Annotated in this window: 7 protein-coding genes; all 7 read right to left on the bottom strand. The window is 36.3% G+C overall.

What is annotated here, in order from left to right; genetic code table 11:
* Positions 1 to 3: 3 nt before the first annotated feature.
* A complete protein-coding gene (locus ACEN92_RS20125) occupies positions 4 to 2,463 on the bottom strand; it encodes a glycoside hydrolase family 95 protein (protein ID WP_495640107.1) in 2,460 nt (819 codons plus the stop codon).
* 64 nt (positions 2,464 to 2,527) lie between these two features.
* Positions 2,528 to 5,077 carry a glycosyl hydrolase 115 family protein gene (locus tag ACEN92_RS20120; protein ID WP_495640106.1) on the bottom strand — a complete coding sequence of 850 codons (2,550 nt, stop codon included), beginning with the start codon at positions 5,075 to 5,077 and terminating at the stop codon, positions 2,528 to 2,530.
* Between the two features lie 103 nt (positions 5,078 to 5,180).
* On the bottom strand, positions 5,181 to 6,845 hold the full coding sequence (locus ACEN92_RS20115) for a sialate O-acetylesterase (protein ID WP_495640105.1): 1,665 nt from the start codon (positions 6,843 to 6,845) through the stop codon (positions 5,181 to 5,183).
* A gap of 72 nt (positions 6,846 to 6,917) precedes the next feature.
* Positions 6,918 to 8,156, bottom strand: coding sequence for an SGNH/GDSL hydrolase family protein (locus tag ACEN92_RS20110; RefSeq protein ID WP_495640104.1), 1,239 nt, complete (start codon positions 8,154 to 8,156; stop codon positions 6,918 to 6,920).
* Between the two features lie 54 nt (positions 8,157 to 8,210).
* The gene (locus ACEN92_RS20105; RefSeq protein WP_495640103.1) at positions 8,211 to 9,944 is read right to left on the bottom strand and encodes a glycoside hydrolase family 43 protein; all 1,734 of its coding nucleotides are present in this window, start codon (positions 9,942 to 9,944) and stop codon (positions 8,211 to 8,213) included.
* Between the two features lie 311 nt (positions 9,945 to 10,255).
* Positions 10,256 to 12,202, bottom strand: a complete 1,947-nt coding sequence (locus ACEN92_RS20100; protein ID WP_495640102.1) for a RagB/SusD family nutrient uptake outer membrane protein — start codon at positions 12,200 to 12,202, stop codon at positions 10,256 to 10,258.
* A gap of 12 nt (positions 12,203 to 12,214) precedes the next feature.
* Positions 12,215 to 15,304: a SusC/RagA family TonB-linked outer membrane protein gene (locus ACEN92_RS20095; RefSeq protein WP_495640101.1), complete on the bottom strand. Its 3,090-nt coding sequence runs from the start codon at positions 15,302 to 15,304 to the stop codon at positions 12,215 to 12,217.
* Between the last annotated feature and the right edge of the window lie 233 nt (positions 15,305 to 15,537).

Raw genomic sequence — 15,537 nt, 5'->3', positions numbered from 1 at the left:
AAGTTATTTAATAGAAAAGTTATAAATCTTGCCCTTTACAGTCAAAATATCATAGAGATAAGTTGAAGCAATATCCAAAGGTTTTATACTAGATCCCGCAGCCATAACAGGTTTTTTTATATCTTCTGTCTGATAAAAAACATTTGGATTATCTCCTGAAGCTTTTTTAAGATTCTTACTGTTTAAAGCAATCTCATTGGGTGTTCTCAATCTAAGGTTTCCTCCCAGATTTGACTGAATACTGACAGCTATTAATTTTCCCTGTTTCCATTTCATCTCCTTAATTTCAAAGCCTCCGCGTGCTTTTAAACCTGAAATTTCACCGTACTCTTTTAAGGCATCCGGGAGGGCAGGAAGCAAATGAATTGCCCCATCTGAACTTTGCATTAACATCTCAGTTATTCCTGATGTACACCCAAAATTTCCATCAATTTGAAATGGCGGATGTGCATCAAAAAGATTATTGTAGGTCCCGCCTCCGTCCTTATTTACACCAAGCGGAGTCAGTTGATTTTGAATTAAAGTGTAAGCGTGGTTTCCATCCTGCATTTTTGCCCACCAGTTCACTTTCCATCCCATACTCCATCCTGTAGATATATCTCCCCTTTGCAATAAGGTATTCCTAGCCGCTGCAAAAAGCTCAGGAGTTCTGTATGGTGAAATTTGATTAGAAGGATACAACCCATATAAATGTGAAATATGTCGGTGGTTATCTTTAGGATCATCCACATCATCGAGCCATTCCTGAAGCTGATTGTATTTTCCAATCTGCATGGGAGGCAGCATTTCTCTTAATGTTTTTAGACTATCTGCATACTGCTTATCTTTTCCTAATATTTCTGATGCTTTTATTACCGAACTAAATACATCAAAAACTATTTGATTGTCCATCGTAGAACCAGCTGTTATAGCTGAACCCTGATGTGCTGCAGGGGAATTTTCAGGGGAATTTCCGGGAGCTATAACCAACCATCCATTTGTTGGATCTTTTACTAAAAAATCAGCATAAAAATCAGCTGCTCCTTTTAACACTTCATATACAGATTCAAGATATTTTTTGTCACCGGTATACAGATAATGTTCCCATAGATGCTGACTCAACCAGCCACCTCCGGCGTTCCATACTCCCCAGGCTGCTCCGTCAACAGCTCCGTTAATTCTCCAGATATCTGTATTATGATGGGCCATCCACCCACGTGCACCATACATCACACGTGCCGTTTCTTTTCCTGTCTGGGCTAATTCCTGAATCATTTTTAAAAGAGGCTGATGCATTTCTGATAAATTTGTTTTCTCAGCAGGCCAATAATTCATTTCTGTATTAATGTTGATTGTATATTTACTATCCCACGCAGGTGACATACTATGATTCCAAATGCCCTGAAGATTTGCCGGCTGACCGCCAGGCTGTGAAGACGAAATCAATAAATATCGCCCATACTGATAATATAAAGTAACAAAAGATGGATTTGAAACAGTTCTGAAATTAGCCAGTCTTTCATCCGTTGGTAATTTAGATGCTGCTGTAGTCCCCAGATCAAGTTGAACTCTTTTGAAATACTTTTGATAATATGCAATATGAGCCTTCTTCATTGTATCGTAATCCTTACCAAATGCCTTATCCAGAAAAAATTTTGTAAGCTCCGTTTCATTACCGCTAATATCATTGTAATTAATAAAATTTGTGGCAATCGAAACATAAATCAGAACCGAATCTGCTCCTTCAATCTTTATTGAATTGCCTACAGCACTTATGCTGCCGCCCTTGACTTTAAATTTTGCCAGTGCGTTAAATTTCACCTTTCCTTCTATCCCTTCATGGTCACTTGTAGTGCCTGAGAGTAAAAGTTCATTAGTGTCGTTAACGGATATGTCTTGTTTTTTATGCTCCGAGGTAAAAGCCGCTGTAAATGACAATTTCCCTGGTTTATCGGCAGAAAGTTTTACAACCAAAACCCGATCAGGAAAAGACATAAACGCTTCGCGTGTATAGGTAATACCATCTATTTTATAAAAGGTTTTTGTAACGGCTTTTTCAATATCCAGCTCACGGTAATAATCTTTAAAATCGTGCTGATTTAAAAATCTCAATTCTAAATTTCCCACGGGCTGAAACATCTGCCCATGAGATTTTTTAGTAATTATATTTTCATTAATTAACTTTTCAGCTTTTTTATATTCTTTTTGGAAAAGAAGTCTTCTAATTTCATCGAGGGCTTGTTTTGCATTGGGATTATCATTTCTGTTAGGGCTTCCACTCCAGACGGTTGCTTCATTTAACTGAAAAATTTCTTTCTCAACATTACCATATACCATTGCTCCCTGAAAGCCATTTCCTATCGGCAGGGCATTTTCCCAAACTGAACCGGCACTGCTTTTGTACCAAAGTTTTAAATCATCTCTTTCCTGCGCAGATAATGAAAATCCCAAAAACAACAGTATGTGAATTAAATATATTTTCATAAGTCTTTAGCTTTATATGATTTTTAAAATAATATAAAAAGCAGGTTCTAAGCTGATCCTACTCTTAGTTATGGTTATTTAAATTGTCTTCTGTGGTCATTTCACTTTCCGGCGGTCCGAGGTAAGAAGGTTTTAATCCTCCGGTATTTATTACAATCTTCTGTAAAACAATGCCGGGATCTAAAACACGATAACGAAGCACATGTTTTCCTGCTTTCGAAATAGTATGTTTTGTATTAGAATGTATCAGATGTTCTCCCTGCCATCTTCCTAATTCCCCACGGTAATGTCCATTAAAATTTATTATTTGTGGTTTTTCTCCATCAAAAGAAACTTCATAACGAAGACCTTTGTTGCTGTTAAAGTTGAGGGTTGGAGCCAAAAGCAGCTCTACATTAAATTCTCCTATTGAAGCAAAATCTATTTGATATTCAACAAAAATATTCTCTGTTTGAGATGGATATTTATTTTGTGGAAAAGTTGTGATACCGCTTTTTGTTTTTCCAAAATCAGGAATTACTTCCCAATGAATATTGTCTGAATTGTTTACTTTAGAAAAATGTTCTGCTTCAATAGACACATACCCATCCTTTTCTACAAATACATTCGAAACTATCTGATCTTTTTCTGAAACATAAGTAACTTCAGGAAGGATATTTTTCGGAGTATCGTGCCAGGCCTTATATCCAATTCTCATCTGATCCATTATGTGAGTCCATTTCCCGCCTGAAATTTCATTATTGTATTTATTTTGAAGAACATAATCTCTTTCAAAATTTCTTTTCACCTGATCAGCAAAAGTGTTGGCTAAAATGTTTTTTTCTGCCGCCAGTTTTCTGTTATTCGCCTGGGCAAAATACATTTCATAAAGATTACTGCAGGCATCGATAGGATACAAAACCAACTGAAAATAGGTGTCCTGATATTCTTTTGGAATTTCATTGTAAATTCGATACGCATCAAGTGCCAGATTTTTATAGTCATTTACCACCGTTTGAAATTCATTGTAATTTTCAAAACTGTAGGTTTTGCTGTCCAGCATTTCCGGAGTAACTCGTCGGTTGAATTTTGGATATGTATTTAATAGTCTTGCTATCTCTTTAGAATGTTTTGTTCCGAACTGATCGGCAGACCATTTCTCGGTAAATTCAAAAAGATTTTTGGAGTTGAACTTCTCAGGATTCCATGCCATTTCTAAAAAGAAACTAATTGGGAATTCCATTGGTTTCAAATCTCCCACATTCACAATCCAGATTTTATCAACTCCATGTTCATAACTCAGATTCATCTGTTCCCAGACTCTTTGTATCGGACTTATATTAATCCATTTCGAATTTCTTGGACCTCCCACATAATCAAAATGATAATACATACCGTAACCTCCTTTGTGCAAAGGTTTTGTCACGTCTGGAAGCTTACGCACATTTCCCCAATTGTCATCACAGAATAGTAAAATAACATCTTCAGGTACGCGCATTCCCTGGTCATAATAATCCTGTACTTCCTTGTACAATGCCCAAACCTGAGGTGCTTTTTCGGCTTTTTTTTGTGTTATATCAGCAATAATTTTTCGCTGTTCCTTTACAATATTTTCCAGCAGGCTTATATTGGTTCCTTCGCTCATGGCTTCATCGCCGTCTCCGCGCATCCCAACGGTTACCAATTTTTCCCAATTTTTGCTGCGTTCGATTCCGCTTTTCCAGAATTCATCTAATACTGTTTTATTTTTAGCATAATCCCAAACATTCGGAAGATTGTTTTTTTTTATATATCGGTGCCAGTCGGTCTGAGCCAAAGCCATTGGTTCATGGTGAGATGTACCGATGACAATTCCCATTTCATTTGCCAAAGGTCCGCTGGCTGCATCATCATCATAAAAAGCATTTCCCCACATGGCCGGCCAGATATAATTGGCTTTTAGCCGAAGCAGTAATTCAAAAACTTTTTCGTAAAACTTACTGTTAAATCCGCCAAATGTTGCTTTAGACCATCCACTTAATGCAGGGGCTTCGTCATTGATAAAGATTCCTCTGTATTTCACAGCAGGTTCTCCATCACTGTATATTCCTTTTACAAAATAAAGATTCTCTTTTTTCTCAACAGGCACATCAGCCCAGTAATACCAAGGTGAAACTCCAATTTGTTTCGATAATTCGTAAATTCCGTAAATCGTTCCGCGTTTGTCACTTCCTGCAATTACAATGGCTTCATCAACCCCTTTAAATGGATTTTTAATATTTTGAATCGTAAATTTTTCATTTTTGCCTTTCAACAATTTTCCGTCGATTTTATTTTCTTTAATTAAATCATCAATTACAGAATTGGTTCCAATTGTTCCGATGATAATCAATGGTGCAGAAGAATTTGGTTTCTGATTAAAAATTGCAGGTTTCTCGCCCGTAACTTTTTCAAAATCAGATTGTAAATTACTAATTGCCCGTAAAACACCTGCATCTGTTCCACTACCAACAAAAAAAGAAAGATGTGAAGATTTCTCTTTAAGCACAATAACATCTCCAACTTTTTGGGTCGTTATAAAAGGCTGTGCAGCTTTTGAGATAGTAGAACTAAAAACAATAATAAGTGTTAGGATATGTTTTGAAAATCTATTCATGAACTTTATTTATTATGCAATTCAATTAATATTTTTTTCTTGTAATTACCGCTTTTAATAATAATTGAAGATATTGTGCATTATTATATCAGCGTACCAAGTCTCACAAAATAGTATAAGATGCAAAATTTGACTGATCTACAGGCTTAAACAAAAACTGTGAAAACATATACAACCCATTTTTCCAAACCTTAAAATCATGCACTCCAGGCTCAATATAATAGATATGCGGTACATCATTTTTATATAAATAATCATGAGTTCGCTTACTGTTTTCAATAAGCCAGTCATTATCACCACAGGAAATCCAGAGTAGTTTTAGTTTCTTTTTTGCTTCTTCAGGATTAGGAAGTAATTCTTCCGGCATTTTAGTATTTGGAGCTGCAGAGAATGCACCAACCCATGCAAATTTGTCGAGATTCCCTAATCCGAAATTTAACGACTGTCCTCCACCCATAGATAAACCTGCAATAGCACGATGTTCTCTATCCTTAAAAGCTGGGTATTTTTTTTCGATAAAAGGAATGAGGTCATTTAATAAATCTTTTTCGAAAGCAGCAAATGCCTGTACTTTATCTGGTGCCATTATATTGCCTGTTGCACTGTCCTCTTTCATTGCCCTGCCATTTGGCATAACCACAATCATAGGTTCAATTTTTCCTTCTGCGTAAAGGTTATCCAGGATAATCTGCGGATTTCCACCGTTGAGCCATTCTTTTTCATCGCCGCCTATTCCGTGTAAAAGATACAATACAGGGTATTTTTTCTTTTTATTGAATCCCGGAGGTGTATAAACTGTTACTTTTCGGACAGAACCTACTGTTTTAGATTCATAAGTGATGCCTTCTATTTTTCCTGCTGGTATATTAGTATTTAACTGGTCAAAGCCAATGGGAGCCTGTACAATAAAAGAGGCTTTGCCGTCTGAAATTTTATAGCCTGATAAGGAAATCATTTTTTCAGCATAACGTCGTCCCAATTCTCTATAACCTGCAGCATTAAAATGCAAAAAATCAGGTTCAGCTGTGCATCCTTTGGATGAAATAACATACGAATTAGCTATTGTTTTTGGCAGTGTGGCAATAATCTTATTCATGCTCCCACATTTACCATTCTGGTCTTCGTTTACGGTTTCTCCAGAAAGCAATGGCACTCTTTTTGGATCCAGATTCAGATCTTTTATCAAATTATCGTAGACAATTTTTACCTTTTTTGGCCAAAGCGTATCACCTGTGTTCGATTCTCCCTGATGCAGTAAAATGCCTTTAATTACGCCTTTTTTCTGTGCTATTTTTGCCAATTCTACAAGTCTTGCATACGGATTTCCTTCATATTCTTTTAGGATGCCTTTCATCCAGTCTGGTGCTGTTGCAACATATTCTGCTGTTTTATCTTTATCAAAAAGTTCAATTTTGCAGCCTCCAACTGCTACATTGATTACGCCTACTTTTACATTTTTAGGCAGATTGGCTACCAGATGTCGCCCAAAATAATCAATCGGTGTTAGTCCTGTATTACAACGACATAATGGTGGTATGGCGGTATACCAATTTCCCTTTTCACGTTTAAGTTCAGGGCAATTGACTGCCTGTAAAACCTGAAACCGATCATCGACACCAACCTTATCCTGTGGTTCAATTTTGGCATATCCTTCCATATTCGACTGGCCAAAACTCAGATAAATATGAAAATCAGGATCTTGAGAATACCCTTTTTGTGCTATTGAAAAAAGAACCGTAAATGCGAAAAACCTAATTATTGATTTCATTATATAGTTATTTTTATTGTCAAAAATCATTTAAAGTCCGGATTGAAAAGTATTCAAATTCCAAAAAAGTAATTACTTAAATAAATCCAGATCTACAGCTTCTCCCATTCTGAGATAACCTGATTCATTTGGATGTAAAAAGTCGCCGTCATGCATGTTTGATAAGATAGTCTTTGAGCCAATTTCTGAAACCATTGCTTTATCAAAATCAATTACAGCATCAAAGGTATTACTCTTTCGAATCCATGTGTTTACTATATCTCTTGCTTCTTGTCTGTGGGGTGCGTCATAGAATGATTTGGCAAATGGTAAAATGGTACAGCCATAAACTTTAATCCCTTTAGCATGTGCTTTACCTATCATTGCTTTGTAAGCTTCAATAAGTTCCTGAGCTTTAGCTTGCGCATCTTCAGGATTTTTAATTCCTCCAATATCGTTTATACCTTCCAGAAGTATTAACCATTTTGTGCCTTTCTGTGATAGTACATCCCTGTCAAAACGATTTAAAGCCGTTGGGCCTAATCCTCCTTTAGTGACACAATTTCCTCCTATTCCTAAATTCAAAACTCCTATATGCCCGGTTTTCTTATTAGCTAATAATCTTGCCGATAATATATCTGTCCATCTATTTTGTTTGTTGGTACCGGATCCACGTCCATCTGTAATGGAATTCCCAAGACACACGATATTAGCGGAATTCTTAGCAGCATTCACATCTACTCCCATGATTGAATACCAGTGATCTGTTTTTATTGCTCCGGAAAAGTCAGCATTCGTAAGATTATCGCCCTGCAGAATATAAGAAGTCGTTCTGGAACCAGGATGCCCGGATGTTTTTTGGGATGTTGTTCCATAATGAATCGTAATGGCTAAAAGCTGACCTGGCTGTAAATCAAAATCAAGTGCATCTGAAAATACTTCCTGCTCAGGTTTCATTGTTATTCCCGGATTTCCATTAAAACTTACAATTTTTTGAGTTGCTGCATCAATACCCGGAGCAATAAGTACATTTGCAATACTAACGGATTTCAAAACCGTTGGCTGGTCACTGAATATATTGGAAAAACGCAGGCGCAGGCTTTTTCCTCCGATTGAAACCCTGGTAATTTGCCTAAGCGTATTATCTGTAAGACCCGGAGCCGGAGGCATATTATTAGGTTCTACTAACATTTGTGCCGTAGCCCATGTGCCCACCCAATTCCTGGTGTTTGATTTGCTTTGTGCGATTATGGATGACTGACTGGACGTACAACCCAAAACCAAAAAGAAGAGTTGTAAAAATAATAGCCATTTGAAAAACTTCTTCTGCATATTTAACTTTTTAAGATTATAACTATTCGGTCCTTTTGAACCTTTACCACTATTTTATTCTGCCCTGGCATCATTTGCAGCCGTAGCATATAATCCTACTAATGCTCCTGTAAAACCTCCAGCCACATTTGTTGAAAGAATATCTCCGGAAACGCTTCCTCCTAAATTTTCAAAATCAGCACCATTTAGAGCATAACTAAATTCATAACTATCTCCAGTTGCTTTTACCTGCAGATGAACTGGCTTTTTGATGTCAATTTTAGTGCTTGCAATAATTTTTGACTGTCCTTTTTCTGTTCTTTCCAACAAGATATAAGTATCTTTTCCTTTCCTTGTTATTCCAAAAACATAATTAAAACGCTCGTTTTGTAAACATACAATTCCTGCAAGATCTTTTTCAGATTCAGGTTTATAATCAATTGTGGTGGCAAAAGAAAACGTGTTGTGCATTTGTCTGTAAAAAAGTGTCGAAGTAGGTTTCAGTTCTTTAATATTTACTTCAAAAGGATTAATCTGAAGTCCTTTTTTGGTTACCGAAATGAAATTTTCACGAGGACCTCTCAGCCCTATCCATCTGTAATCTAATTTATCCGAAGTAAAATTTTCGGTAAACGTAAAATTTCCATTAGGAAAAAATCCATCTTTACCTGTTTTGTTTTCAGCAACTCCTTTTGGCATCTTAATTTTTGGTTCCAAAGGCACTAATCCGTTTTCAAAAACCGGAAAAATTCCTGACCAGTCTACCGGAAGCATAAAAGTTTCGCGTCCTGTATTTACCCTGTCTTTATCATTTGGGCGAACCCCTAAAAATACACCGTAATATTTATTATCAGGACCAAGAACTAAATCGGCATGTCCCGCCCAGTCTACTTTATCTTTTCTGTTTTGTGGAAAATATCTTTGGGTAAGAATCGGGTTATTTGAGGATGGTTTAAAAGGTCCTTTTGGACTGTCACTGATAAAAATAACTTCACTATGATTTCCTCCTGTACCGCCTTCGGCACACATTAAATAATAATGACCGTCTTTTTTATACAAATGAGGCGCTTCTATCCAGATTGGCTTTTTAGAAAGATCTACTCCGCCATCTACAATAATTTTATCCGTTCCCGGAATAACCTGATCTTTTTCCAGATCGTATTCCCAAACTTTAATTACACGATGGCCTTCGTATAATTGTTTTCCTTTATCGGGAGCATCATTATGAACGATGTACCCTTTTCCGTTATCATCAAAGAATATACACGGGTCAATTCCTTCAAAACCTAATTTTATAGGACTTCCCCATCCCTTCACAGGATTTTTTGTTTTTACTATAATATTGCCCAGACCTCCTGAAAATGCAGTTACAATCATATAGAAAGTGTCATTATGAGGATTATAAGTTATTCCTGGGGCATATACGCCTTGGCTTATACCTGTATCGTGAGGATTAAATTCGGAAACATTATTTAAAACACCTCCCAAGTCGGTCCAATTCACTAAATCCTTAGAATGAAAAACAGGAACACCCGGAAACATGGCAAATGACGAACAAACCATATAATAGTCATCTCCTTTTCTGGTTATAGCAGGATCAGGATAACATCCTTGCAAAACTGGCGAATAAAACTCATCTGATTTCAATGGATTATTTTTATAAATATTATCATCTCCCCGATAAATAACATTGGAAAAAACAGGAGATTTTTTATTTGACTTTCCTGTAATGGTATCCTTAACTTCTATCCTTTTAAAAGAGAAAAGAAAAATTAATGACAACAGGAAAAATATTTGTTGCTTCTTCATTGTAATTATTCATTTTTATAACATCTATTTAAAAATGTCAGTAGTTTAAAAAATTGATTTTTAATCCCGAAATACTTATTTTTTTAAATTATATGATAATTATACATTAGCATCCATATTTATCATATAATGTTTTTTCAAAACTTAAACTACTTAAATTAGTTCAAATTTATCAAGCTTAATTCAGAATTAAAAGCCGAGGGAATTAACCCTCGGCTTCAAACTTAAGCAAACTTAAATAACCAACTTTATAAGCCATTCTGTAAAATTAACACTTATAATTACGGCTAAATTTGCTTATAATACATTGATTAGTTATATCCTGGATTCTGATATTCTGCTTTTTCAGCAGCACTCATTTCCATTAAATCTATCTGTCCCTGAGGTATTGGACGCAGATAGTGATAAGGCTGGATAGTTCTCGTAACAATCTGTGGTGTATGCTGACCGTAATTCGACCCACTAATTGAGTATTTACCTGCAAGTTCATTCCATTTTTGAGTTCTTACTAAGTCATACCAACGGTATCCTTCACCGTAATATTCGCGTGAACGTTCAGCAAGAATATAATTAATGTCAATTACGGCAGGAGTTGTACTGGTTAATAAAGTGCCATTGTCTGCATTCTTTGCAACATTACCATTATTATTCCAACGCCATTTTCCGGCACGGGCACGTATTACATTGATAAGGCTTCTGGCAGTCATAGAGCCAGTCGCTCCTTTTACTGCAGCTTCTGCTGCAACAAAATAAAGTTCTGAAAACTTAGCTACCGGAAATGGTCTGGTACTACCTGCATTGGGCTGTCCTAATCCTCCGGCATTATCAGTACGGTATGGTCCTAATTTCCATAAACCCGGATAAACTATTCTGCTTATTCCCGATGGAGAAATAACATAATCTGCCCTGCCTGATAAAACTCCGGCACCAACTCCGCTGTCACCTGCACCGGAAGGATATGTAATTGGTGTAGCTGGTTCATCGTTTAGAAAAGTTAAAATTGCACCATTTGGTGTTACCGGTAATCCATTAGCATTATACAATGTTGTTACACCTGTTAATCCGGTTCCATTCAAATTCCAATTCCCACGGTAAACAGAAGTAAATGTTCCGTCATATCTTGAATCATTTGTCTTGTCTGCAAAAGTATTTGTAAAAACTTCAATAGGTGGTACCATTCTTACCCATGGACGCCCTAAGAATTGATCAGCCGCTCGTTGTACTGACGAAACCGAACCTCCTGCCGAATTTTTACTTCTTATAGCTGTATAATTGAATGTTCCCATCCACCCGGCAAAATTATCAGGTGAGCCTCCGCTTCCGTAAGTAAGACTTGCACCATTGTAATATTCACTTTCTTCAGTATGGTCTGCATAGAGCATTACTTCTTTATTACGGTCATTAGAACCTAAGTTAACATCATAATAATAATCCAACAACCCATATGAACCCGGATTATTAATTCCTTCTAAAGCTATATCGTAAGCTTTTTGAAAATACCATTGTGCATTGTGTCCATCAGGGTCAGTTCTCGGAGTATCGGGATAGGTTGGAATATTATTTGGATTTTCTAACCACCAGCCATATGTCAAATATGCTTTTGCTAAATACAAACGGGCTACCGTTTTAGTTACTGTGCCTTTTAATCTTTGAGCATCAGGCAATTCATTTACAGCTATTACCAGATCAGGAAAGATAGCTTTAGTGTAAACCTCTGATACTGTATTTCGTTTAGAAGATCTTGATGGTTTAGTATTGAATTTCAGTTCACCAGCTCCCAAATCTAAAGGGACACCGCCAAAATTTTGCACTAATAAAAAATAATCAAAAGCTCTAAAAAATCTGGATTCAGCAATTAAGCTGCTTGCCACACCCACTGCTGCACCATTTTCAATAATTCCGCTGGCAGTATTTATATCATTATATGAATTATTCCAAACTACGTCAGCTCTGCTCGAATTAGGATTAATAACTCCAACCCCGGATAAATCGTGATCTTTGAAATTTCCGTCAGCCTGTTGTCCATACGTATTTTCATCTGTACCCGTTTGAACAGAATTGTAATAATATGCCTGCCCGTATATCCAGCGTAAATGAGCATAATGTGAAGTTAATCCCTGTTTTACACCGGCTTCTGTTTTAAAATAACCAGGTTCATAAAAATCATGTGGTTTTTCTTCTAAAATATCAGAGCAGCCTGCAAATGAGAACAAAACTACTGATCCTATAATTAATTTTTTAAAAATATATCGTTTCATGGTTGTTCCTTATTAAAATGTTAAATTAAGTCCTAATAAATAATTTCTGGTTGAAGGAGTGTTTGTTCCAATAACCAAAAATCTGCTATTGTATGAAGCTACTGCCTGATTTTCATTTCCTAATGAATTTGTTTCCGGATCCATTCCAGATTTTTTATGGTAAGGAGAGAAGAGTACAAAAGGATTTTGTGCCGTAACATAAAGTCTGAGCTTTTCAATACCTAAATCTCTCATAAACTGCTGATCTAATGTGTACCCCAGCGTTAATGCCCTGATTTTTACATATGATGCATCAAAATACCCCATTGTTGACATATACTTCGGGTTGTCGCCACTTCTAATACCTCTTGGATTAGGAAATTCAGCATCTCTGTTATCCGGTGTCCAGTAATCTACGTCAACATTGCTTCTACGGCCGTTAAGAAGGTTAAGATAACTGGCTCCTCCATAAAGCGTACTAATTAATACACCACCGCTTTTAAATGCTCCAACAGCAGAGAAATCAAAACCTTTATAGGTTAAATTTGTATTGAAACCTCCTTGAAAATCCGGGTCAGTATCTATGATTTGTCTGTCACTTGCATTAATTGCACGTTTTGGTGAACCATCTGCGTTATAATCTCCAGTATATTTAACTTTAATAGATCCTACTACAGTTCCCTGTTGGCTAATACCAGTTGGTCCAGGCTCATATATTGACATATAAGGGTCGCCCTCCTGCCAGATACCTACTTTTTGATAATCATAGATAGAATTGATATTATGACCTACAAACCATGAATTCCCCTCATCCCTTGTAGCTCCCGAAGCCAGTTTGACTAACTTGTTATCGTTTGCATATAAGTTAAAACCAACTGACCAGTTCAGTCCGTTTGGGTTATCAAGAATTACTGCGTTTAATGATATTTCGTAACCTTTATTTTCAGTCTCTCCAACATTTCCAACATAACTGCTTACACCTCCTGTTGGTGGTAAATTAACACTTTGCAGAACATCGGTTGTATGTGTTGTGTAATATTCAATTGTACCAGATAAACGATTATTAAAGAATCCAAAGTCCAATCCATAGTTCCAGGTTGTAGAGAACTCCCATCCTAAATTCGGATTAGGCGCTTGTGTAACATATACACCCGTTGAGTTTGTATCTCCAAAATTGTAAGGTCTGGTACCCAAAGCTCCCAAAGTAGAATATGGAGCTACAGCCTGATTAGAAGTTGTACCATAACCGGCACGTAATTTCATTAAATTAACCCATGAAAGTTTTTTCATAAAAGATTCATTCGAAACTGTCCATCCTGCAGATACAGCTGGATAAGTAAACCATTTATTGCCTGGTGCCAGCCTTGACGAACCATCTGAACGAACTGTACCGGAAATAAAATATTTATTATCATATGAATACATTAATCTGGCCATATAGGAAGTTAGCCCCCATTGTGTATAATCCTGCTCCTCAGGTCTAATAACTGCTTCTTCTTCACTTTGTCCTAAGTTGTAAAACTGAAATGCATCAGAAGTAATTCCGTTTCTTGTTATACGGGAACTGTTACTTGTACGCTGCTCATTTGAATACAGACCAACAAAATTGATAGTGTGTTTATCAGCAAAAGTTTTATCATAAGTCAACAAATTCTCAATAAGCCATTGTGTTGACAATGTGTTTCCAATAGCTGCATTTGAAATCGTTGTTGGATTTACATCAAATACACCATATCCTTCATAATATCCACTGTTAGAGGTACGAAAGTTCAATCCGGTGTTCATGCGATATTTTAAACCTTCTACTCCTGGTATTTTTACCTCGGCAAAAATATTATTATAAGAACTAAAAGCTCTGGTTTGGTTTACATAAGATTCTCCTAAACCTCCAATAGTATTTCTTGTATACACCCAATTTTCGTCAGCTCCCATTCTAACTGTTCTTTTTAGAGATCCGTCTGCATTATATGGATTGGCCAAAGGAGACGTTCCTAAAATAGTTCCTGTACCAATGTTATCTCCGTTTGTAACAGCATAATTACTATTTGTACTAAATCCCATACGGAAAATTTTTCCAATCTGCTGATCTAAACCTCCTCTAAGACTGAAACGCTCATATTTTTGACCAGGCAAAACAGACTCCTCCTTATAATACCCTAAACCTGCATTATATGAACTACGCTCTGTACCTCCCGAAACACTCACATCATGACTAATCATTTCACCAGCACCGTACAGTAAATCCTGCCAGTCTGTATTGGTGCCTCTGGATTCATCAGGTCCATCTGTATATAAAGTTGAATAATCACGAAGTGCTGCAAACTTTGCACTATTCATCATATCATATTTACCAAAAACCTGCTTGATACCTGTAAACCCATTATAAGAAAATGTGGCTTTTTGGTTCTTACGTCCCTTATTGGTTGTAATTAATATAACTCCATTTGCACCTCTTGAACCATAAATAGCAGTTGCAGATGCATCCTTTAAAACATCAACAGATTTAATATCAACCGGATTAATATCTCCTATCTCCCCTCCAAAAGGAACTCCATCAAGTACAATTAATGGGTTATTATCCCCGGTAAGTGATCTGGTTCCACGTATGCGGATCTGCATAGAAGCTCCTGGTTTCGTTGAAGTTTGCGTTAGCTCAACACCCGCCAATCTACCCTGTAATGCCTGTGTTACGTTTGCAGATTGTACTTCATTTAATTCTTTTCCTCCAAGAGAAGCTACAGATCCGGTTACCGCTTCTTTTCTTTGCGTTCCATATCCAATAACAACAACTTCTTTTAAAACGCCTGATTCTTCTTCAAGCTTCACATTAATCTGGGTTTGTCCATTAACCGCTATTTCTTTGCCTTTTAAGCCTATAAAGCTAAAAACAAGTACTCCGTTTGAAGGGACATCAATAGAATAAGTACCATCAAAACCGGTACTCACACCTTTTTTTGCACCCTTTAAATTTACATTAGCTCCAGGTATAGGGCCATTTGCGTCCGATACTGTTCCTGTGACTTTCGTTTGCGCACCCGCATGCAGTGATAAGCCAAACATTAAGATCAAAAAACAAAAGCATTTTAAATGCTTCGATTTAATTGTAACAAAATAGTTAGTCATAAAAATTGATTTAGATAGTTAAAATTTCGATTTTGGTTTTAGTTAATAAGTGTATTTATCACAAATATAAAAAAACAATCAACAAACACAATCGGTTGTTTAATATTTTTTTTAACTAATTAATAATAAATAGAGGTTTAAAAAACAACCTAACTAATTAATACACTAAAAAAATGAATAATATGTATTTTGATAATTGGTTTTAATTATAATTTTAATGATATTAAGGTATT

Source organism: Flavobacterium sp. Flavsp81 (genome assembly GCF_059491325.1).
Note: the sequence above shows the minus strand (reverse complement) of the source record. Positions and strands in the feature narration are given on the sequence as shown.

What these genes read in the sequence shown, in the direction of transcription:
- ACEN92_RS20125 (WP_495640107.1), bottom strand. Translation starts at nt 2,463, where the DNA reads ATGAAAATATATTTAATTCACATACTGTTGTTTTTGGGATTTTCATTA.
- ACEN92_RS20120 (WP_495640106.1), bottom strand. Translation starts at nt 5,077, where the DNA reads ATGAATAGATTTTCAAAACATATCCTAACACTTATTATTGTTTTTAGT.
- ACEN92_RS20115 (WP_495640105.1), bottom strand. Translation starts at nt 6,845, where the DNA reads ATGAAATCAATAATTAGGTTTTTCGCATTTACGGTTCTTTTTTCAATA.
- ACEN92_RS20110 (WP_495640104.1), bottom strand. Translation starts at nt 8,156, where the DNA reads ATGCAGAAGAAGTTTTTCAAATGGCTATTATTTTTACAACTCTTCTTT.
- ACEN92_RS20105 (WP_495640103.1), bottom strand. Translation starts at nt 9,944, where the DNA reads ATGAAGAAGCAACAAATATTTTTCCTGTTGTCATTAATTTTTCTTTTC.
- ACEN92_RS20100 (WP_495640102.1), bottom strand. Translation starts at nt 12,202, where the DNA reads ATGAAACGATATATTTTTAAAAAATTAATTATAGGATCAGTAGTTTTG.
- ACEN92_RS20095 (WP_495640101.1), bottom strand. Translation starts at nt 15,304, where the DNA reads ATGACTAACTATTTTGTTACAATTAAATCGAAGCATTTAAAATGCTTT.